This is a genomic window from Natronococcus pandeyae (genome assembly GCF_008122205.1).
Lineage (GTDB): Archaea > Halobacteriota > Halobacteria > Halobacteriales > Natrialbaceae > Natronococcus > Natronococcus pandeyae.
Genome location: NZ_PHNJ01000003.1, coordinates 1 through 21,834, shown reverse-complemented (window position 1 = coordinate 21,834; position 21,834 = coordinate 1). Strand labels below are relative to the sequence as shown.

The window sequence follows — 21,834 nt, the reverse complement described above, 5'->3', positions numbered from 1 at the left end:
CGGTTTACTGTCCGTAGGACTCGATTTACTGCCCGTAGGACTCGAACTTCTCGAGCACCGTCTCCAGCTGCTCGTCCGAGAGCTCTCGCGGCTCGAGCCCCGCCGATCGGATCTCGAGGTAGAGCCGGGCCAGGCTCTCGACGTGGTGGGTGTTCTCGAGGGCGGTCTCGAGGTCCGGCGCCGTCACCACGAGGCCGTGATTTTCGATGAACGAGGCGGTCGAACCGGCGTCTTCCATCGCCCGGACGATGTTTGCAGCCAGCTGGTCGGTGCCGTAGGGGGCGTACTCGGCGACCGGCACCCGCTTCCCGACCGCGACGATCATGTAGTGGATCGGCGGCAGCGGCTGGTGGGCCGTCGCCAGCGCCGTCGACCACGGCGAGTGGGTGTGGACGATGGCGCCGACGTCCTCCCGGCGGTAGATGGCGCTGTGCATCGGGACCTCGCTGCTGGGCGCCATCTCGCCGTCGCGCTGCTCGCCGTCGACGCCGACGACCGGCGTCTGCTCGACGTCGAAGCTGTCGTAGGGAACGCCCGTCGGCGTGATCGCGAAGGCGTCGCCGTCCGTGCCGTCCCGGACGCTCAGGTTCCCCGTCCGCGCGGGGGTCAGTTCGGCCAGTTCGGCGGCGTGCTCGACGACCTGTCGTCGCTCGGACTCGAGGATCACAGTACCACCTCCGTTAGCTCCTCGAAGGCATCTATCCTGTGGTCGGGTTTCCGTCGTCCCTCGAGCGGTTCGTCGGGGTCGGCGTTCCAGAGCACCGTCTCGAGGCCGACGGCGTTGGCGCCCACGATATCGGCGCCGACGTTGTCGCCGACCATTATCGCTTCCGAGGGGCGCCGGTCGAGTCGCGCCAGCGGCAGGGTGAACATGACCGAACCCGGTTTTTCCCGGCCCGTCTCCTCGGAGGTGAGCAGGAGATCGATGTCGGACTCGAGTCCCAGCGTTTCGACCTTCGCGAGCTGAATTCGGGTCGTCAGGTTGGTCGTGATCGCGACGTCGACGCCCTCTCGCTGGAGCGTCTCGAGCGTCTCCTCGACACCCGGGAAGAGCTCCATCTCGTCGACGTAGGCCTCCCAGAACGCGTCGCCGAGCGCCAGGGCGTCGCCGGCCCTGGGTTCGCCGGTGTGCTCCTCGAGCGCACGCTTGAAGTAGATGAACCGCTCGTGGGTAGCTGCGGTTCCCGAGAGTTCGCGCTTGACCTCGAGACGCCCGGTCTGGTAGAACTCGTCGAAGGATTCACGGTCGAAATCGTATCCTAACTCGCGGGCGGTCTCGAAGGCTGCGTCCATCCCCGCCTCCTTGCACGGCGGGTACGGATAGAGCGTATCGTCGAGGTCGAACAGCGCGACCGAGGGTGTCATACGGTGTCGTGTTCGCCGAGACGACAAACGCGTGTCGATTCCGACAGTATCCCGGATCGCCCGCGAGCTGCGAGGCTCCGGACGCCCAGCGCGATAGAACACCCGGGAATCCGTAGATTCCGGCCGCCCTCGATCAAAAACTCACTGTCGGCTCCGGTACCGTCGGTACGCCACGACCCCGAGAACCAGCGCGAGGACGCCGCCGACCGTGAGCGCGCCACCGAAGATCCACTGCGCCCGGAATCCGATCAGCATCACCCCCAGGCTGGCACCGAAGAGTCCGGCGTGGACGAGTACCGCGACGACGATGAACGCGACGAGCGTCGATCGCTCAATCGAATTGAACGTGTCCTCGAGTTCGTCGGCACCATCGTCCCCACCGCCGAACGAATCGTCTTCGAACGAATCCTCGAGTGGGTCGTCCGCGAACGGGTCTTCGAACGGATCTTCGAACGGATCGTCGTCTCCTGACGGATCAATGCCCACGATCCGGTCTAGCTCGCTTGGAGTCAAAACCGTTCGGCCGGCGACCACACCATCACAATGTTTTTATCCCGCTCGAGATAACTCGTAGTCACGATGGTAGGTGTCCGCTTTACAGGGGCTCTCGCCCGCTTCTAATCCACACCTACCGCTCGCTGTGCCGGTCCCGATCCGCCAGCGAGCGGCGTGCGCGGACGCCCGTCCGAACTTCTGTCCGAAGTTCCCACACCGATTACAGCAATGTCAGAACCAGATTCACAGCAGCGGATAGCGGTCGTACTGCCAGACGGATCCGAACTCGAGGTCGACGCCGACGCGACGGTCGAAGACTGCGCCTACGAGATCGGCCCCGGCCTCGGAAGCGACACGGTCGCCGGAAAGCTCGACGGCGAACTCGTCGCCAAGGAAGCAGCCGTCTACGACGGCGCGGAACTCGAGATCGTCACCGACGGCTCCGAGGAGTACCTCCGGGTCATGCGCCACTCCGCCTCGCACTGTCTCGCCCAGGCCGTCGAGCGCCACTACGACGACGTCGATCTCGCGATCGGCCCGCCGACGGACGAGGGCTTCTACTACGACTTCGACAACCTCGACGTCGACGAGGAGGATCTCGCCGACCTCGAGCGGGAGATCGAGGAGATCATCGCAGAAGACTACGAGATCGAGCGCGAGGAGCTCTCCGTCGACGAGGCCCGCGACCGGCTGGCCGACGAACCGTACAAGCTCGAGCTTCTCGAGGAACTCGCCGACGAAGGCCAGCAGGTCACCTTCTACAAACAGGGCGAGTGGGAGGACCTCTGTGCCGGCCCGCACGTCGATTCGACGGGAGAGATCGGCGTCGTCAAACTGCTCGAGATCGCCGGCGCCTACTGGCGCGGCGACGAGGAGAACACGATGCAGACGCGGATCTACGGCACCGCTTTCGAGGACGAGAGCGACCTCGAGGAGTTCGTCGAACGCAAGGAGGAAGCCGAGAAGCGCGACCACCGCCGCATCGGCAACGAGATGGATCTCTTCTCGATCCAGGACGTGACGGGCCCCGGACTGCCGCTGTATCACCCGGCCGGGAAGACGGTGCTGAAAGAGCTCGAGGACTTCGTCGAGAGCCTCAACCAGGAGGCGGGCTACGACTACGTCGAGACGCCCCACGTCTTCAAGACGGACCTCTGGCACCGCTCGGGCCACTACGAGAACTACGCCGACGACATGTTCATCTTCGACGTCGGCGACGACGAGTTCGGCCTGAAGCCGATGAACTGTCCGGGCCACGCCGCCATCTTCCAGGACCACTCCTGGTCCTATCGGGATCTCCCCATCCGCTACGCGGAGAACGGGAAGGTCTACCGCAAGGAACAGCGCGGCGAGCTCTCGGGCCTGTCGCGGGTCTGGGCGTTCACGATCGACGACGGCCACCTGTTCATCCGCCCCGACCAGATCGAGCGCGAGGTCGAGGGGATCATGGACATGATCACGGACGTGCTCGAGACGTTCGACCTCGAGTACGAGATGGCGCTGGCGACGCGTCCCGAGAAGTCCGTCGGCAGCGACGAGATCTGGGACCGCGCCGAGGAGCAGCTCGAGTCGGTCCTCGAAAAGCGAAACCTCGACTACGAACTCGAGGAGGGCGACGGCGCCTTCTACGGCCCGAAAATCGACTTCGCGTTCGAGGACGCCATCGGCCGCTCGTGGGACGGCCCCACCGTCCAACTGGACTTCAACATGCCCCAGCGGTTCGATCTCGACTACGTCGGCGAGGACAACGAGGAACACGAGCCGGTGATGATCCACCGCGCACTGTACGGCAGCTACGAGCGCTTCTTCATGATGCTCATCGAACACTACGAGGGTAACTTCCCGCTCTGGCTCGCTCCCGAGCAGGTCCGCGTGCTGCCGATCTCCGACGGCAACCTGGGCTACGCCCACCGCGTCGCCAACGAGTTCGACGGCTTCCGCGTCGAGGTCGACGACCGTGACAGCACCCTCGAGCGCAAGATCCGCGCGGCCCACGACGATCGGGTCCCCTACCAGATCATCGTCGGCGACAACGAGGAGGAAGACGGCAACATCTCGGTGCGCGACCGCTTCGAGGATCAGGAGTACGACGTCGAGATCGAGGCGTTCCGCGACCACCTCGAGGCCGAACGCGAGGAGAAACGGACGGAACCCGACTTCCTCCAGTAGCGGCCGGTTTCGCGGTCTTTTCGACGCGATTCACCCCGACGAGTTGCGTGTGACACGATCACGTACGTGCTGATATTCATCTTGTCCGCAATCGACATATCCATGGTTACGGAATCGTGAACATCACTATGAACCGCGCCGAGAAGGCCGCCCTCCAGCTCCGGGCGGTCGACGTCCTGCGGATGCTGAAAGAGACGCGAACGTACGACGAACTCGCCGAGGAAACGGACCTGCCGGCCGGCGACCTCAACCGCTACGTCAACGGGCACGTCCTTCCCGGAACCGATCGCGCGGCGGAGGTCGTCGAGGAACTGGGACGGGACGCGCTCGCGGACGAACTCGACGCCAGGATCACCGTCGACGAGGAGGGCTACGTCGACAACACGGCGACCGTCTTCGACCAGCCCTTTCTGGACCTCGTCGCTCCCGTCGTCGCCAACGCCTTCGACTTCGACCGGCCCGACGTCGTCCTGACTGCCGCGACCGACGGCATCACGCTGGCCGGGGCGCTCGCGAGCTACTACGGGACTCGCTGTGCCTACGCGAAGAAGACCAAGGAGACCGCCGTCGAGGAGTTCATCGAGGCTCGCGAACGGCTCCAGTCCGGCATCGAGATCACCTACTACCTGCCGGCCTCGGCGATCGATTCCGGCGAGTCGGTTCTCGTCGTCGACGACCTCATCCGCTCGGGTGAGACCCAGGAACTGCTGCTCGATATCGTCGAAACCGCCGACGCCGACGTCGCGGGCGTCTTCGCGCTCATCGCGGCCGGCAACGACGGCATCGAGCGCGCCCGTGACCGAACGGACGCACCGGTCGGCTCTCTCACGACGGTCTGATTTCGCTCTTCGATCACTCCTCGCGTCCGGCTTCGATCTCGTCGAACAGCGCCTCGACGCGCGCTTTCACGTCCTCGCGGATCTCGTGGACCGTCTCGAGCTCTCGCCCGTGCGGATCCTCTAAGTCCCAGTCGCGGACGTCGGTGTCGGCGTCGAGTTCGAGCGTCGAACAGCCCATCGTCGCGACGTAGTCGCAGGCCTCGAGTTCTGACTCTGTAATCTCTGCCGGCGTCCGATCCGAGAGATCGAACCCCGCCTCGTGCATGGCCTCGAGGACGACGTCGTGGACCGATTCCGCCGGATGCGTTCCACCCGACAGGATCTCGACGGCGTCGGTGAGGTCACGAGCGTCGCGTTCGCGCTCGGCGTAGGCGGTCGCCATCTGGCTCCGGCCGGCGTTCTGGACGCAGACAAGTGCGACGGTGGTCGGTTCGTCCGACATACTCGGGAGGGAGGAGTTCGAACCGCCTAATCGTTCGTATGTTGGCTCCTGTGAGCTACAGTCTCAGGGGAAAGCGGACTCGGTATGCATCGCTCACTCGAGGACGGTCTCCGAAGGGAGCGATACCGTGACCGGCTCAGCGAACGATCGTCACCGGCACGGGCGATCGTCGGGCGACGGTCTCGGCCACGCTGCCGAGGAGGATTCGACTGGCACCGGTCCGTCCGTGGCTGCCGACGACGATGTGATCGACGTCGTTGTCGTCCGCGTAGTCGACGATCGATCTCGAGATGCCGCCGACGATGCGCTCCGTCTCGATGGTGACGCCGTGCTCGGCCGCCTGTTCTTTCGCGTTCTCGAGAATCGTGTCGGCTCGCGTCTCGTGGTGTTTCTGGATCTCGTCGTAGTTCGCCATCGCACCACCCTCGATCCCCGTCGCCGCGTAGAAGTCCCCCGGATCGAGGATGTGCAGCGCCGTGATCGTCGCCTCAGGGTACTCCTCGACTGCAAACTCGAGGGCCTGCGTCGAACGGTCCGAGTCGTCTACCGGAACGAGAACGTGGTTCGGCATGAACGAGTGTACACCGTGGGGTCAGATAAGTTCACACCCCGAACGGTCACGCATCCCGTCGGGTGACGGGCGTCGCTCGATACCGTTCGACGGTGGGTTCACGCTGTTCGCTCCGTCTACGGCAGTAATCGGCTCGAGCGCTGTCGGTTCGGTTCTCGCGGACGGCAAAAAAACGTGTTCGGCGTCGGCTTACTTCGCGCGGCCCCGGCCGCCCGTGTTGGACGGTCGGACCTTCTCGGCGCCCTTTCCGCGGTTGTTGAGACCACGGTTGGCCTTGCCTGCGTTGGTGAGTCCGCGGAAGGCGCGGTTCTTGTGGGCGTCGTCGCAGATCCAGTTGAGATCGTCGTCGTTCTGGATCGCGGGATGGTTCGGATCCACGAGGATCGCTTCGAACCACTTCTGGCTGCCGTCTTCGCCGACCCAGTAGCTGTTGAGTACCCGCAGGTTGGGGTACTTTCGGGAGACGCGCTCCTCACCGATGCGCTGGATGTTCTTGCGCCGCCCGATGCGGTTGACACCCTGGCGCTTCGACCGGCGACCGCCGGTAAAGCGCTGCTTGCGAGCGGTCCCTTTGCGGACCGAAACGCGGACCACGATGATACCCTGCTTTGCCTTGTAGCCGAGTTCGCGTGCCTTGTCGAGACGCGTCGGACGGTCGATCCGTTCGATTGCGCCCTGGTCGCGCCACTCCTGCTTTCGCTGCCACTGCAGTTCCCCGAGCTTTCCGTCGCCGGGGTCCTTCCATGCGTCCTTGATGTGGGAGTAGAAGCTTTTTGCCATTGGAATCTCCTGCGGGCATTTCTTGGTTCAACCCGGCGGGGGTCTCCCCGCGGATCACATTCCGACCTGTGGCGGCGACGTGCCGGACAGGTGCCCACTGACGCCCGCGGCTCAGCGAGTCGTACTGATCTACCCAACTCCCGAGTATAAGAGCTTCGAAGCACGACCGGCTACGACACGCTCCGGCACGACCGACGACACGAGGGCAGACCCTGTGGCACTTTCTCCGGTCGATTATGCGATTCCTGCTCTGCGTTCTGCGTCCCGTTCCCCCGCTCGACCCCTCAGGCGGGCTCGAGCAGTTCGTACTCCTGAGAGAGGTCGTCCCAGAACTGGTCGACCGACTGCATCGATTCGACCGACTCCAGGCGGTCGTGCAACCGCTCGGCCTCGGATTCCGACGCCATCCCCTCGTGGACCGCCTCGTCCACGACCGTTGCGAGTACGTCTTTCTGGTACTCGAGTGGTGTCTCGGACATACCAGTTCGACCAACGACCCAGGGGCTGTTAGTTATGAAATCCACTATCACAGTTGTACGCGTGATAATCGTTGACTAGCCACCAGTATCGGAGTCCATCGCTCGAGTGGAGAGACGGTTGGCCGGAATCGAACTGCGAACGACGGTGTGAGGGTGAAAATCAACACCCCTGTCGAAAGAGTTGCCGGCGTTTCTCGACTGCAACACTGGGTTCCGTCGAACGGCTATCTCCCGTCGCGCGAACGGTCCAGTTCAATTCCAACAACAGTTATACACGGAATTAGAGCGCCAAACGGTTACAACTGAGCGTTCATTTCTAAAAGTTGAACAGATCTAAATGGAACAGGCATTTTCAATCTCCACAGATAGTCATGTATTCCTGTAAAATCAACGACCACGGTCCGAATACAGTATGAAGGGTCGCAAGCAAACGGAGGAATTTAGATAGATGTCCAATTTTCTACGGAGTGTCTGATTATGTTTGGATGGATTTGCCATAATCTTTTATATGACTAGGGAATAACGATGGGTTGTGTTATGAAAGGGCACGATAGTCAAAACGAGAAGAACGACGGGGCACGGCTATCGAGACGATCGATTCTTCAGATCGGAGCGCTGGCGGGCGTCGGGATGGCGGGGTCGACGGCGCTCAGCAACCAGGTAGCCGCTCTCGGTACCGACGGAGACGACTCTCTCGACGCGGCGTACACCAATATTCGCGTACGGGAGGCGCTGCAGGCCTGGGAGCGAGGGTATCGGGGCCGGCCCGACCGGTCGCTCGCGCTCACCGACTCCGGGACGGACGCGCGGCATCCGGATATCGGTCCCTGGACCGGCGTCACCGTCACCACCGAGGACGGCGAGTTCGCACTCGAGTCGACGCACCCGGGTGAAGGTCGCGAGATCGATCCGTTCGAACGGGTCGAAGACACGGGTCTCCCACACCTCGTCGGCTGGCACAACGACCACGACAGGTACGGCAGCTACAGTCGTCCCCGCGACGAGAACGGTCACGGGACGCACGTCGCCTCGATCATGGCCGGGAGCGGTCGAGCGAGCGCGATCGACGACGACCGTACGCAGGTCGACGAGCCGCTTACGACGCTCGTCCTCGGCGATACGCTGAGCTACACCGTCGACGCCGAGGCCGAGACGGGGGTCTTCGCCACCGCCTTCGGCGATGCCATCGAGATCGTCATCGAAGGGCCGGACGGGGTGCAACTCGACCGCACCGGCGACGTCACGGGCTCGACGGAGCTCCACCTCGAGAGCACGATCGCCGAAACTCCGACGGTCCACGACGAGGGCGAGGCGACTTACACGGTTTTCGTCCGGCCGCTCGAGGGGGAACTCGTCTCGACCGGTCAGGTCGACTCCATCGCGGTCGGTGCGTTCCGTCACTACGAGGAGACCGACGGCGACGCGACTGAGGACGGTGACCTCTCGGTCCACGCCGGCGTCGCCCCGGGCTACAGTATCACGAGTCTCACCGACCTCGGGACCGCCACCGAGACGTTCGGCGAGTTCGCCGACGAGTTCGCCGAGACGTTCAACGTGCGGGCGCTGAACATGTCCTGGGGCTACGTCGGCGGCCTGCCGCTGGGTGCGGCCGGGGGAACCCTCGACGACATCCCCGAATCGATCAGGCAGATCGCCGAGGCGGGGATCCTCCCCGTCGCAGCGGCCGGTAACGACGCGACGCCCGCGAGCGGGAACGGGGCTCCCGCGGTCGCCAGCGAGGCCATCTCCGTCGTCTCCACCGGTCCCTTCGACGGCATCGCCGCCTACTCCTCGGGCGGGATCGGCGGTATCGACGACGAAACCGGCGAGCCGTACACGAAGCCCGACGTGACGGCACCCGGCGGACAGATCACCGACACCGACGTCGCCGCCGACATCGGCGAGATCGAAGACGACGTCACCGAGGACGACGGCGACGAGGAGGCGACCGAGGCCGACCTCGAGCCCGTCGAGGAACTCGAGGACCTCGATGACGAGGAACTCGAGCCGAAGACCGAGTTCGACGAGGCGATCACCGGCGACGCCGACTACGAGCCCACGCTCGCCGACGAGGTCGTCGATACGCTGCTCGAGTTCGACGGCGAACTGCTCTCGGCGTTCGGTCCCGGACGAGGCCAGAACGACGACCGCTACGGCGACGTTCGCGACTACACCGGGAAGGCCGGGACGTCGATGGCCGCGCCGTCGGTCGCCGGAATCTCCGGGCTCGTCGCCGACGCGATGGAAGAAGATGCAACCGAGGCGATCGCCCTGCCAGAACCGGCAGACGCGGGCTACGAGGACAGTCTCCGCCTGAAGCAGGTAATCCTCGCGACGGCGAGCGAAACGGCGTTGACCGCCGCGCCGTACCACCGCGCGAAGGTTCCGGTCTACCGCTTCGGCGGTCGCGACCCCTACGAGGGCTACGGCCGCGCGAACGTCGGTCCAGCGATCGACGCGGTCACCCGCGACCTCACGGACGAATCGATCTCCGGGACCGTCGGCCTCGGCGTTCCGGACGACGAACGCGCCGTCGCCGGCTACGTTCACGTTTCGGATCCCGGCGAGATCGATGCCTCTGTCGCGTTCAGCCACTACAGCGGTGCCAACGCGGGCGCGACGAAGGGCGATCCACACGTCGACCTCTTCCTGTACGACGCACAGAACCCGGACGAACTGACCGGCGAACCGACGATCGTGGACAAGGACGCCGGCCTCGAGGGCGACGCCGACGTCTCGACGAGCGTCTCGCCGGACGACCTCGAAGAAAACGGCGGCGAGCGCGTCCTCTACGTCGTCGCGAAGCTCGTGAACGTCCCTGGTGTGGTCAACGGCTTCGACGTCCAGGCGCACCTCGACCTCGAGACCGCGTTCGACGAGGCCGGCCTGATCGTCGAGGGCGAGCGCGAGGACGACGCGTCGGTGTTCACCGGCGGTCAGACCAACCGTACGGAGCTCGACGCGACGGTTCGCCACCCCGACGGCGAGGCGGTCGTGGTGCGCGATACGATCCCCGAGGGCTGGGACGTCGACGAGGACCACGGCGACGTCGAGGCGACGACGCCCGCCTTCGGCGGCGGCACGCACGTCTACTTCGGCGTCGACGACCCGCAGTCGGCTTACGAGGAGTTGACGCACTTCGCCGAGGCGCCGGACAGCGTCGACGAGACCGGGCGCTACACGTTCGGCCCGATCGCGGTCACGACCGACACCGACGACGACGGGACGCTCACCGACCGCGAGTGGACCGCGATCAGCGGCACCGATCGGACGGTCACCGTCGTCGCCGAGGAAACCTGACCGTCTCGCCCGGGCGTTCGACCGGATAACGCCCTTCTTTCCGAACCGATGAACCGTCACACCGCGGACGCGCTCGAGCGTTCCGTGCGAATTGCACACACCGTACACGACGATTAGATGTCACCTAATCCACACGAGACAGCATCGAACCGACGACAGTTCCTTCGACTCGTCGGCGCCGCGAGCGCCGGCGCCGTCGCCTTCAGCGGGGGTGCCGCTGCGACGATCGCGGACGGCCTCGAGACCGCCACCGACGACCTCCAGGAAGCGCTGGTCGTCTTCGACGACGCCGCCGACGTCGGACGGCTCGCCGAACTCGATCTCGCCGAGGGCTTCTACGGCTACGAGACGCTCCCGATCGGCTACGGACTGCTCTCGGGCGACCAGTTGCTCGAGGTCGCCGGCTGGGACGAGGTTCGCCGCGTGTCGCCGAACGTCGAACTCGACTGGGAGCACGACGACGCCAGACCCGACACCCGCGCCCGCGACGTCCAGGAGGGTGAGGGGCTCGAGACGCCCTACACCGGGGAGAACGTCCACGCGGCCGTCATCGACACCGGCATCGACGGCGCCCACCCGGACCTCGAGGAGAACCTCGAGGCGAACTGGCAGTGGGTCGGAAACCCGCTCGACGAGGGCGGCGACGAGGACGTCTGGGTCGACCTCGGTCTCGTCAACAGCGACGACGTCGGCCACGGCACCCACTGCAGCGGGAGTATCGGCGCCGACGGCTCGGAGAGCGACGGCGAGTACCGCGGGATGGCGCCCGATGTGACGCTGACGTCGTACTCGACCAACGCGTCGCTCACGCTGCTGAAGGCCACGTCGGCGTACGACCACCTGCTCACGCTCCAGGAGGCCGGCGAGCACGAGATCCACCTCGCGTCGAACTCCTACGGCGCCGGCCCCGGCGAGTTCGACCCCTGGGATCCGCTGAACGTCGCCACCTGGCACGCCTACGAGGCGGACGTTCTGGTCTCGTTCTCGGCGGGCAACGACGGTCCCGAGAACGACACGCTGGGCCAGCGCAAGCAGGCCCCGTACGTGATGAACGTCGCCGCCGCCCACGCCGACCAGTCGATCACCGACTTCTCCTCGCGGGGCGATACCGAGGGCAACCACGACCGCGAAACGGCCTTCGGGAACGTCGTCGACCTCTACTCCGGCGTTCCGGAGGCCGAGATCGACGGCCCGCTCGGGCTCCACCGGCCGGGCGTCGCGGCCAAGGGCGCGGACGTGATGAGCACGCTGAACCCCGCCCAGCCGCTGTGGGCGCTGGGCGAGGACGAGGAGCTGTGGTACGGCCTGCTCAGCGGCACGAGCATGGCCTGTCCCGTCGCCGTCGGCTGTGCCTCCCTCGTGATCGACGCGTTCCTCGAGCACCACGGCGAGGTCCCCGATCCGATCGACGTCATCTCGACGCTCGAGGCGACCGCGGATGCCGAGGCGACGGACGGACTCGAGGAGCCGAGCGGGACGGCCGACTACACGCCGACCAACGCCGGCGCGGGCTACGTCGACGCCCTGGCCGCCACACGACGGGGCGAAGACGGCGACCTCGCGAGCTTCGAGGAGGTGATCCTGGCGGGCGAGTAGCGATCGTCCCGCCGACGCCGGAGCACAGCCCGACGAACGACACGCGACACGAAACAGCCACGATAGTAGCCATGAGCGAGTACGATCCATCGCACGACGAAGCGGAACCGAACGACGCGGACGAACAGGAACGAAATCACGCCGGTCACGCTCACGAAATTCCCGACGAGAGCGCGTTCGAGGACGTCTCGATCGGCCGTCGGCAGTTCGGCCGACTGGCCGCAGCCGTCGGTGCGGCGCTGACCCTGCCCGGGAACGCCGTCGCCGACCTCGAGGATTCGGCGATGACCGACGAGTACGAGTACGTCGTCAACCACACGCCCGACGACTACCCGGTCCCGACGCTGATCCGGTTCGAAGACGAGTCGGGCATCGACGACCTGCTGGGACTCGACGTCGACCTCGAGGACGACTGGATCTTGGAGGACCAGTCCGTCGCCTACGCGCAGTTGACGACCGCCCAGGTCGAGGAGGTTATCGATCTGCCGAGCACGGAGGAGCTGAGCTACTCGCCCGGCTCGAACCCGTTCTGGCGTCTCGGCGAGTACCCGCTCGGCGTCTTCCCGGCACCCCACCGCGCCGTCGACTTCATCGACTACGAGCAGATGATCAGCGGGATGGAGCACCTCGAGTCCGAGCACTCCGATCGACTCGACTTCTACGCGCTCTCGGACGCGGAGAACCCCCACGACGTCGAGTTCGGGCAGAGTCCCGGCCACCACAACCGCATCACCGACCGCGAGGACCCGAAGGACCTGCACGTCGCCGAGATCACGAACGACATCGACGAGATCCGCGGCACCGAGGAGTTCGAGGAGCGCCAGAAGGTCATGTTCGAGGCCTCGATCCACGGTCTCGAGCGCGCCGGCCCCGAGGCCTGCTACCGGTTCATCGAGCGCATTCTCACCGGACGGGAACAGGAGTTCGAGCGGTTGCTCGACGACGTGGTCCTGATTATCCTCTCGGTCAACCCTGACGGCTGGGTCGCCCGCAGTCCCCAGTACGACAGCGGCTGGCAGGTCGGCGGCGACGGCACCGGGAGCCCGAGGGTACCGGCGGCACCGCTACACGAGCGCGGCAACGCCGAGGTGTTCGACACGAACCGCCAGTATCCGACGATCGGCTGGATCGATCCGGTTCACCACCCCGGCGAACCCGACGAGGACCGCTGGGCGGAGGACAACCCCTCCGACATCGTCACCACGGTCCCCGACGCGATGGGCGCCGTCGAGCACTTCCGCCAGTACGCGAACCTGACACACGGCGCCGACCTCCACGCGATGCTGTGGAACTCCGACTTCATCCTCGGGCTGATCAACCAGATCGAGTACACCCAGAACGAGTTCCACGACCTCTACGAGATGAACCGCGTCCTAGAGGAGAGCCTCGAGGAAAAACTCGACAACTGGGAGGCGCTTGCGGACGCCCAGGAGGCGGCGACGGACGACTTCAACACCGACGCGCTCGGCTTCCCCGTGCTGCCCGAGACCGCCTACGACTACTCGACGATCTGGGACACGATCGGCTACACCATTACCGGCGGACTGATCGGCTTCATGGGCGCCAGCGAGGACCGCGGCGGCCTCGACGTGACGACGATGGCTTTCGAGATGGCCTACAGCCACATGGTTGGCGGCAACGTCTACAACCCCGAGCTCTGCGAGATGTGGGTGACGGGCTACATGGAGTCGATGCGGACCATGACCGAGTACGCGCTGCGCGACGTCGACTCGACGGTCGCGACCCGGAGCGGGGAGTCGGCCGAGGTCGCCTACGTCACGACCGACGAACTCACCCGCTCCTCGGAGGAGCTCAGCTTCTTCGAGGAGGAGGGAAGCACGGCGGTGAACGCGACCGATGAGGAACTCGTCGTCGACGCCTACGAGACGGAGACGACGACCCTCGACGTGGCCGAGGGGCTCCACACGCTCTCGGTGCACGCTCACGCCGAGCAGGACCTCGCGGACGTCGTGCTCCAGAATCCGGCCGGCGAGGAGGTCCGCGCCTACCGCCCGTCCGAGCGAAACGGCGAGGCCCACCACGACTTCGAGCCGTTCGTCGTCCGCGAACCCGAGGGCGGCGAGTGGACGCTCGAGGTGGAGAGCCTGATGGAGGAGCGCCCGGTCCACATGGACGTTCAAATCGGCACCCTGCAGTCCGACACCGACCATCCGGACCCGCGCGACGCCCTCGGCTTCGAGCAGGAGGCGTACGAAGTCACGCCGCTCGCGTTCTTCGAGGACTACGACGACGCGAACGACCGGATCGATGCGGTCGCCCTGACTCCCGCGGAAGTCGCGGACGGCGCCGCGGCCGACTACGACCACCTCGTCGTCATCCACGACGACGCGGGCGACGACCGCGAGGCCTACGCCGATGCACTGGACGCGTTCGTCGAGGACGACGGCAACCTCGTCGTGACCGACACCGGACTCCGCCTGCTCGCCGAGATGGAGACCGCAGCCGGGATCGACGCCGACGACGTGGTGACGGAGACGTTCGGCGTCGCCCACGTAGAGGAGAAGGAGGACCACCCGCTGCTGACCGACACGCGACCGATCCAGCGGATGCTCTGGAAGGTCGCGCCGCTCGGCTACCCCTACGCCGAGGACGCGCCGATGACGCTGATCGACGCGGACGCCTTCGAGGAGTCCGGCGGGTCCGTCGCCGGAACGACGGACGGCCTGGTTAGCGCCGGCTCGATCTTCACCGACGACGAGGCGTGGCAGGGCATCCACGCCGTCGGCGGCCTGCTGCCGCCGGCGAACCAGACCGAACTCCACCCCTTCGGCCTGAAGAACCACGTCCTCTCCTTCTTCGGACACACCGTCTTCACCAACGCGCTCGGCTTCGAACAGGTCCGGATCGTCGACGGCGAGGAGACGATGCGGATCGGCGACGCCGAGCAGGGGCCGATCGAAGGCGAGGAACCCGAGTTCACCGCCGAGGGCGACCGCGAGGATTCGGGATCGGTGTTCACCGGCGGCCAGACCAACCGCACCGAACTCGCAGTCGACGTCGTCGAACCCGACGACGAGTCCGTGTTGGTACGGGATACGGTGCCCGAGAACTGGGGCGTCGACGAGGCGTACGGCGACGTCGAGGCGACCACGCCCGCGATGAACGGCGGCACGCACGTCTACTTCGGGCTAGACGACTCGAGCGGGAGCTACGAGGAACTGATCCACTTCGCCGAAGCGCCCGACGAACTCCTCGAAAGTAACGTCTACGAGTTCGGACCGATCGCCGTCTCGCGCGACACCGACGACGACGGGACGCTCACCGATCGGGAGTGGATCGAACTCGAGGACACCGCTCGCGAGGTAACCGTCGTCGCGGAGGAGACGTAGTCGGGTCGGCAGTCGACTCGAGCGATCGCCGCTCTTTCTCGCAGAAACGGCGTGTCGCTTCGGAATCCGAGTGAAACGGAAGGTGCCCGTTCGAACGACCATCGACGAGAGGAAAGAAATTGTCGGCTCCGCAACCCGCGGCCGTTCGTCCGTTACTCCGTTCCGACCGGACCCCCGGTAAGGGTCGATTCGTCGCCGACGGGAGTCGACTCGTCGTCTTCGACGACCGCGAACACCGCTGCACCGTGGGCCGGGAGCTCTCGCTCGAGCGGTTCGGCGGGAAGCCGTTCGCCGCGAACGTCGTCCCAGACGGCGAGCGAGTCGGCGTCTGGTGCGGTCGCTGCGTACTCGGACGGATCGAACTCGATGGTACGGGGAGCGTCGGCCCAGTTGAAGACCGCGACCGTCGGCGCGCCGTCGCCGGGTCGCTCGCAGACGACTCGTTCGGGGAACTCGGCGCCCTCGAGCCCCTCGACGACGCCCGTCTCGACGGGCGGCAGCGAGCGCTCGAGCAACCGTCGGCCCTCGGGATCGATCTCGGCGATGCGGTCCGAGAAGACGTTGACGCCGCCGGTCGTCGCGACGAGCGTCGCGAACGCCTCGCGCTCGGCTCTGGTGAGGTCGCTCGTCACCCTGACGAGCTGGCAGTCGGGATCGTTCACCCACCAGCGGCGGTGGAGGAACTGGCGGGTAAGGGTGTTCCGGACTGCGTTCTTCAGCGCCGGCTGGCTCGCCGCCTCGCCCTCGGTCTCCCAGACCGGGTCGGTGTCGGGTCCGATCCGCATCGCGTCGACCAGTCCGACGCTCGGGGCGAGCGGCGCGCCGCAGCCGAGCACGAAGACGTCGTCGCCGACCGTCTCGTCGACGATCTCGAGGCCACGCCGGTAGGCCTCGAACCGGGTCGCGTCCGCGTCGTAACGCTCGCCGGGCAGCGCCGCCGCGAAGAGGAAATCGAGCTTGAGATACGAGAAGCCCCAGTCGTCGACGATCGTCGCGAACGTCTCCCGGAGCCAGTCCTGGACCTCGGGATGGGTCGTGTCGAGGCCGTAGAGCTGCGATCCGGCGCGGAATCCGCCGTCGACGGGCTCGCCGACGCCACCGTCCGCGGTTCCGGGCTTCGTCACGAACCAGTCGGGATGGTCCTCGTACAGCGCGGCGCCGTTCTCGACGTAGAAGGGGGCGAGCCAGAGTCCCGACCTGTAGCCCGCCGCTTCGATGTCGTCCTCGAGCGCAGCCATATCAGCAAAGCCGTCGCCGATCGATCGCCAGTCGCCGAACGCCTCCATGTAGCCGTCGTCTAGCTGGACGATATCGACCGGAATGCCCCACTCCCGGAGTTCGTCGAGGTTCTCGCGGACGTCGGCCTCGGTGACGTCGGTGAAGTAGTGGTACCACGAGCACCAGCCGGTCGGGACCTCTTCGGGGACGCGAGCGTCCATCTCCTCGCCGACCAGGTCGGCGAGCACCGTCAGCCCCTCGCGGAGGTCGCGGCTCGCGTCTACCCACAGAGTCGGTACCTCGAGCGTCGCGCCGGGCTCGAGGGAAACCCCTTCGAACGGGCAGACGGCCGTAACGTCGTGAACGCCGTCGGCGTCGTCGACGACGTCGAACCGGGTGCAGAAGCGCTCGTGCTCGAGAAACCCCATCGTGAGCGCCCGCCCCTCCTCGACGAAGCCGGTGAGGTAGCTGCTCGTCCGTCGATCCTCCGGGGCCGCGGGATCGAGCATCATCGGCGCGTTGTCCGGGTCTTCGGCGGGGAACTGCTCGCCGACCGGAAGCGTCGCCGTCGGCGACCACGACTGGTAGCCGTGGTGGTAGATTCGTGCGTCCGGCCCGAAGGCGGACACCCAGGAAAGGGTCAGCCGGTCGAGCGACGCTGCCTCCGTTCCCGTATTCGTAACCGAGATCGAGAGCGCGATTCCGCCGGCCCGCTCCGTCGCCACGAGGTCGGTCACCTCGAGCCCTGCTGGCTCGTTCGTTGCCGCGACGTCGAGCGTCCCCGAGAGCAGTTCGCCGTTCGCGTCGGCGATCGAAACCGATCCGTCGCCGAGACCGTACCGTATCGTGGTTTCGGCTACCGATAACTCGCCCATAGCGACGGGTGGGTCTGGTGTTACATATACTCTCTCATGAGAACGTTTAGGTAGCGCCACTGTGACCTGCGGGTATGCGTACTGGTGTCTGTTACTTTCCGGAGCACTGGCCCCGAGAACGGTGGGAAACGGACGTAGAACAGATGGCCGAGGCCGGCCTCGAGTACGTCCGCATGGCGGAGTTCTCATGGGCCGTCCTCGAGCCCGAACGCGGCGAGTTCGACGTCGAGTGGCTGGACGAGGCGATCGAACTGATCGGCGACCACGGGATGCAGGCGGTGCTCTGTACGCCGACGGCAACGCCGCCGAAGTGGCTGGTCGACGAGCGGCCCGAGATCCGACAGGAGGAGCCGGACGGCACCGTTCGAGAGCACGGTAGCCGTCGCCACTACTGTTTCAACTCCGCCGCCTACCGCGAGGAGACCGAGCGCATCGTCACGAAGCTGACCGAGCGCTACGCCGACAACCCACACGTCGCGGGCTGGCAGACGGACAACGAGTTCGGCTGTCACCGCACCGTTCGCTGTTACTGCGACGACTGCGCCGCGGCGTTCCGCGAGTGGCTCGCCGAAAAGTACGGCTCGATCGAGGCGCTCAACGAGGCCTGGGGGAACACCTTCTGGAGCCAGCGGTACACGAGCTTCGAGGAGGTCGATCCACCGGGACCGACGCCCGCAGAGCACCACCCGTCGCGGCTGCTCGACTACGCCCGCTTCTCGAGCGACTCGGTGGTCGACTACAACCGATTACAGGTCGATCTCCTGAATGAGGCGAACCCGGACTGGTTCGTCACGCACAACTTCATGGGCCGGTTCCCGACGCTCGACGCCTACGCGGTCAGCGAGGACCTCGATCTGGTCTCGTGGGACTCCTATCCGACGGGGTTCGTCCAGGACCGACTCGAGGGCGAACCGACGTCCGATCAGCTTCGTGCCGGCGATCCGGACCAGCTCGGGATAGACCACGACCTCTACCGGGCCGCGTTAGATCGGCCGTTCTGGGTGATGGAACAGCAGCCGGGCGACGTCAACTGGCCGCCCCACTGTCCCCAGCCCGGCGAGGGCGCGATGCGTCTCTGGGCCCACCACGCGACCGCCCACGGCGCCGACGCGGTGCTGTACTTCCGCTGGCGACGCTGTCTCGAGGGCCAGGAACAGTATCACGCCGGCCTTCGGAAGCAGGACGGCTCGCCGGACCGCGGCTACCACGATGCGAGCCAGGCCGGCGCGGAACTGGCCGCAATCGAAGACGCCGACCACGTCGACGCCCCCGTCGCGCTGCTGTTCGACTACGACAACCTCTGGGCGCTCGACGAGCAGCCACACGCGCCCGACTTCGACTACTGGAGCCTGCTCGACGCCTTCTACGGCGCGCTCCGCGCCCGGGGCGTCCAGGTCGACGTCGTCCACCCGAAAACCGACCTCGCGGGCTACGACGCCGTCGTCGCGCCGGCGCTCCACCTCGTCACCGACGGCCTCGCGAACCGTCTCACGGACTACGTCGAAACGGGCGGCGAACTCCTCTTCGGCCCGCGAACGGGCGTCAAAGACGAGTACAACAAACTCCGACCCGCCCCGCAGCCGGGGCCGCTGGCCGACCTCGTCGGCGCGAGCGTCGACCAGCACGAGTCGGTCCCGGCACACCTCGAGACCCGCGTCCGCCGCGCGGACGGGGACGAAACCTACGGGTTCCGCACCTGGGCCGAGTGGCTCGAGGCCGACGCCGCGACGCCGCTGCTCGAGTACGATACCGGCGGCGTCGAGGCAGGTCGGACGGCAGTCGTCGAAAACGACGTCCGCGAGGGCACGGTCGTCTACTGCGGGGTCTGGCCGGACGCCGACCTGGCCGACGCGCTCGTTCGCCCGCTACTCGAGCGGGCCGACGTCCCCTACTGCGATCGGCTCCCCGAGGGGCTCCGGGTCGGCGAACGTGGCGACTACACGTGGGTGACGAACTTCTCGAGCGATCGGTTCGGGCTCGATCCCGACGCGGACGTCGAGTGGCTGCTCGGCGACGCCGCGGTCGGGGCCTACGACGTCGCGATCGCCGACGGGCGGATCGTCGACGGGCTCTCGGTCGAGCGGCTCGAGTAACGACAGCCGGTACTTCGAATCGTTGGTTCGTCAGGTGGAGGTGCGAACGTCGCGCTGTCACTGCTATCCGGTCGTAGTAATTCCTCCCGACTGACGCTGAATCGAAGGCGTATCGGTTACAGCAACTACCCCCGCTGCGCCCCGATACTCGACACGAACAGGGAAAAGAAGAACTCGCAACGGGTGTGTGCGGCCGTGTTCAAATACGACCGTAAGTACTCAGTGTCCGGTGAGACCACCACGAAAGCTCTCTTTCAGTCCCACCTGAGTCGGCTGCCTGGCCAGCCACCGCGGGTGGGACTGAAAGGGGCTGGGCCGCTCGGGGACGGCGGGCGACGCAAGCACGCGAGCAAAGCGAGCGCGCAGCGAGCCCCCCGACTCGAGCGGCCCAGGGGCTTTCATGGTGTTCGATTCTCTCGGCGAATCGGTGTACTCTGAACACCGTCGTGTGTGCTGAGAGTGTTTTTATGAACGCGACCATGGTAGCAGTTGTATGGCTGATACGAAAGTCGCAGTAGTGACAGCCGCGGGAAGCGGAATTGGAGAGGCCTGTGCCCGGCGATTAGACGAGGAGGGATACACGCCGGTTCTGTTGTCACGGTCCGGGAGCGCCGTCGAGGTCGCGGGCGAACTCGGCGGAGATGGGTTCGAAGGCTCGGTGACCGATCCCGCTGACCTGGCGGCCCTCGTCGAGACGACGCACGAGCGCTACGGTCGTATCGACGTGGTAGTGAACAACACGGGCCACCCGCCGTCCGGCGACCTTCTCGAAATCTCCGACGAGGAGTGGCACGAGGGGGTAGATCTCGTGCTGTTGAACGCCGTCCGTATGGCGCGACTCGTCACACCCATCATGGAAGAGCAAGCCCACGGGTCGATCGTGAATATCTCCACGTTCTCGGCGTTCGAACCGTCGAGTGAGTTCCCCGTCTCGTCGGTGCTCCGGGCTGGGCTCGGGAGTTTCACCAAACTCTACGCCGACCGGTACGCGGAGAACGGAATCCGGATGAACGCGGTCCAGCCCGGGTTCGTCGATAGTTACGACGTAGACGAGGAAACGAGAGAGCGGATCCCGATGGGACGCCCGGCACAAACCGCAGAGATTGCGGACGCGGTCGCCTACCTGCTCTCACCCGCTTCGAGCTACATCACCGGCCAGAACGTCCGCGTCGACGGGGGCCTTACAGCGTCCGTCTAGACGCCGCCGGCTCCTCCGGCGTCTCGTTCCATCGCTACTGAAGGTCGCTCAGGAACGCCGCACCGTGCTCGAGCGACGCGGCGGGATCGTCCGGATCGTCGTGTTCGTAGACGAGCCACTCGGCGCCGACAGCCTCGGCGGCCTCGGCGCAGGCCTGCATATCGACGTCACCCTCGCCGATTTCGACGAAGCCCGGATCGGCGTCGACGTCCATATCTTTCATGTGAACCGTCCGTAGCCGTCCCTCGAGCGAGCGGATGCGCTCCGCGGGATCGTCGCCCGCGGTCAGCGCCCAGCCGACGTCGAGTTCGATTCCGACGTCCGTCGCCTCGACGAAGCGGTCGAACGCCCGCTGGTCGTCCAGATCAGCGTACTCGTGGTCGTGGTTGTGGTAGTAGAGCTCCCACCCCTCGTCTGCGAGATCGGCTGCGAGCGCGTCGAGTCGCCCGGCGGTTTCGTCGACGGCCGCTGCCGATTCGAACCGTTCGGGATCGAGCCACGGGACGACGGCCGCGTCGACGCCGAGCGGTTCGTACGCCTCCCGGACGGCCTCGCGGTCGTCCTCGAGCGTCTCGATACCGACGTGAGGCGGCGCGACCTCCAGGCCGCGGTCCTCGAGCGTCTCGGCGATCGTCTCCGGATCGTCGTGCAGCGGCGAGTACTCGCCGGCGAACTGCACGCCGTCGTAGCCCGCGTCGGCGACGCTGTCGAGAACCTCGGTCGTCGACTCCTCGAGTTCGCGAACACTGTAGAGGTTGATGGCAGTTTTCGGCATCGTTCGTCCTACTCACTGATGTCCTATAGTACCAATCAAAACGGATTACAGACCGATCGACGGCTGTGCGGTCGGGTCTGCACCGAGTTTCGGTGGGTACCGAACGACTGGCGTCGGAAAACCGGTCGAGTTTCTCCCGGCGTTACCACTCGGCGACGCTGCCGTCGTCGTGGCGCCAGATCGGGTTGTGCCAGTCGACACCGCCGGTCTGATCCCGGACGTAGTCCTCGTCGATCTCGATACCGAGTCCCGGCCCGTCCGGGATGTCGACGTAGCCGTCGCGGTACTC

At 66.0% G+C, this 21,834-nt stretch carries 16 protein-coding genes and 1 pseudogene; 7 read left to right on the top strand and 10 right to left on the bottom strand.

The window, feature by feature from the left end; all coding sequences use genetic code 11:
• Positions 1–25 precede the first annotated feature (25 nt).
• From CV102_RS06785 to CV102_RS06775, 3 genes are all read right to left on the bottom strand, one after another.
• The gene (locus CV102_RS06785; protein ID WP_148857142.1) at positions 26–667 is read right to left on the bottom strand and encodes a class II aldolase/adducin family protein; all 642 of its coding nucleotides are present in this window, start codon (positions 665–667) and stop codon (positions 26–28) included.
• Complete coding sequence (locus tag CV102_RS06780) at positions 664–1,365, bottom strand: HAD family hydrolase (RefSeq protein WP_148857141.1); 702 nt, start codon at positions 1,363–1,365, stop codon at positions 664–666. The genes CV102_RS06785 and CV102_RS06780 overlap by 4 nt, the downstream gene beginning before the upstream one ends.
• Before the next feature lie 141 nt (positions 1,366–1,506).
• On the bottom strand, positions 1,507–1,851 hold the full coding sequence (locus CV102_RS06775) for a DUF7322 domain-containing protein (protein WP_148857140.1): 345 nt from the start codon (positions 1,849–1,851) through the stop codon (positions 1,507–1,509).
• 237 nt (positions 1,852–2,088) lie between these two features.
• Here CV102_RS06775 and thrS point away from each other — a divergent pair, with 237 nt between their 5' ends.
• Together thrS and CV102_RS06765 are read left to right on the top strand one after the other, a co-directional pair.
• Complete coding sequence (gene thrS / locus CV102_RS06770; RefSeq protein WP_148857139.1) at positions 2,089–4,029, top strand: threonine--tRNA ligase; 1,941 nt, start codon at positions 2,089–2,091, stop codon at positions 4,027–4,029.
• Between the two features lie 128 nt (positions 4,030–4,157).
• The gene (locus CV102_RS06765; RefSeq protein ID WP_148857138.1) at positions 4,158–4,868 is read left to right on the top strand and encodes a phosphoribosyltransferase family protein; all 711 of its coding nucleotides are present in this window, start codon (positions 4,158–4,160) and stop codon (positions 4,866–4,868) included.
• 13 nt (positions 4,869–4,881) lie between these two features.
• Here the strand turns inward: CV102_RS06765 and CV102_RS06760 are convergent, their stop codons facing one another.
• From CV102_RS06760 to CV102_RS06745, 4 genes are all read right to left on the bottom strand, one after another.
• A complete protein-coding gene (locus tag CV102_RS06760) occupies positions 4,882–5,310 on the bottom strand; it encodes an arsenate-mycothiol transferase ArsC (RefSeq protein ID WP_148857137.1) in 429 nt (142 codons plus the stop codon).
• Between the two features lie 136 nt (positions 5,311–5,446).
• Positions 5,447–5,881: a universal stress protein gene (locus CV102_RS06755; RefSeq protein WP_148857136.1), complete on the bottom strand. Its 435-nt coding sequence runs from the start codon at positions 5,879–5,881 to the stop codon at positions 5,447–5,449.
• A gap of 189 nt (positions 5,882–6,070) precedes the next feature.
• On the bottom strand, positions 6,071–6,661 hold the full coding sequence (locus CV102_RS06750) for a 50S ribosomal protein L15e (RefSeq protein WP_148857135.1): 591 nt from the start codon (positions 6,659–6,661) through the stop codon (positions 6,071–6,073).
• A 284-nt stretch (positions 6,662–6,945) separates the two neighbouring features.
• Positions 6,946–7,140, bottom strand: a complete 195-nt coding sequence (locus CV102_RS06745; RefSeq protein WP_148857134.1) for a hypothetical protein — start codon at positions 7,138–7,140, stop codon at positions 6,946–6,948.
• 537 nt (positions 7,141–7,677) lie between these two features.
• Here CV102_RS06745 and CV102_RS06740 point away from each other — a divergent pair.
• From CV102_RS06740 to CV102_RS06730, 3 genes are all read left to right on the top strand, one after another.
• Positions 7,678–10,440, top strand: a complete 2,763-nt coding sequence (locus CV102_RS06740) for a S8 family serine peptidase (protein WP_187432882.1) — start codon at positions 7,678–7,680, stop codon at positions 10,438–10,440.
• 117 nt (positions 10,441–10,557) lie between these two features.
• The gene (locus CV102_RS06735) at positions 10,558–12,036 is read left to right on the top strand and encodes a S8 family peptidase (RefSeq protein WP_148857132.1); all 1,479 of its coding nucleotides are present in this window, start codon (positions 10,558–10,560) and stop codon (positions 12,034–12,036) included.
• Between the two features lie 71 nt (positions 12,037–12,107).
• Positions 12,108–15,386 carry a M14 family zinc carboxypeptidase gene (locus CV102_RS06730; RefSeq protein ID WP_148857131.1) on the top strand — a complete coding sequence of 1,093 codons (3,279 nt, stop codon included), beginning with the start codon at positions 12,108–12,110 and terminating at the stop codon, positions 15,384–15,386.
• 152 nt (positions 15,387–15,538) lie between these two features.
• On the opposite strand, the gene CV102_RS06725 is transcribed toward CV102_RS06730, so the two are convergent.
• Positions 15,539–17,479, bottom strand: a complete 1,941-nt coding sequence (locus tag CV102_RS06725; RefSeq protein ID WP_148857130.1) for a glycoside hydrolase family 36 protein — start codon at positions 17,477–17,479, stop codon at positions 15,539–15,541.
• Positions 17,480–17,553: 74 nt separating this feature from the next.
• Between CV102_RS06725 and CV102_RS06720 the strand changes: the two genes are divergently transcribed.
• Both CV102_RS06720 and CV102_RS06715 read left to right on the top strand, forming a co-directional pair.
• On the top strand, positions 17,554–19,572 hold the full coding sequence (locus CV102_RS06720) for a beta-galactosidase (protein ID WP_148857129.1): 2,019 nt from the start codon (positions 17,554–17,556) through the stop codon (positions 19,570–19,572).
• Between the two features lie 493 nt (positions 19,573–20,065).
• Positions 20,066–20,770, top strand: coding sequence for an SDR family oxidoreductase (locus CV102_RS06715; RefSeq protein WP_148857128.1), 705 nt, complete (start codon positions 20,066–20,068; stop codon positions 20,768–20,770).
• 34 nt (positions 20,771–20,804) lie between these two features.
• Here CV102_RS06715 and CV102_RS06710 read toward each other — a convergent pair whose 3' ends face one another.
• Positions 20,805–21,545, bottom strand: a complete 741-nt coding sequence (locus CV102_RS06710; protein WP_148857127.1) for a sugar phosphate isomerase/epimerase family protein — start codon at positions 21,543–21,545, stop codon at positions 20,805–20,807.
• Positions 21,546–21,687: 142 nt separating this feature from the next.
• Positions 21,688–21,834, bottom strand: a pseudogene (locus CV102_RS26545) (galactonate dehydratase); the annotation flags it as partial.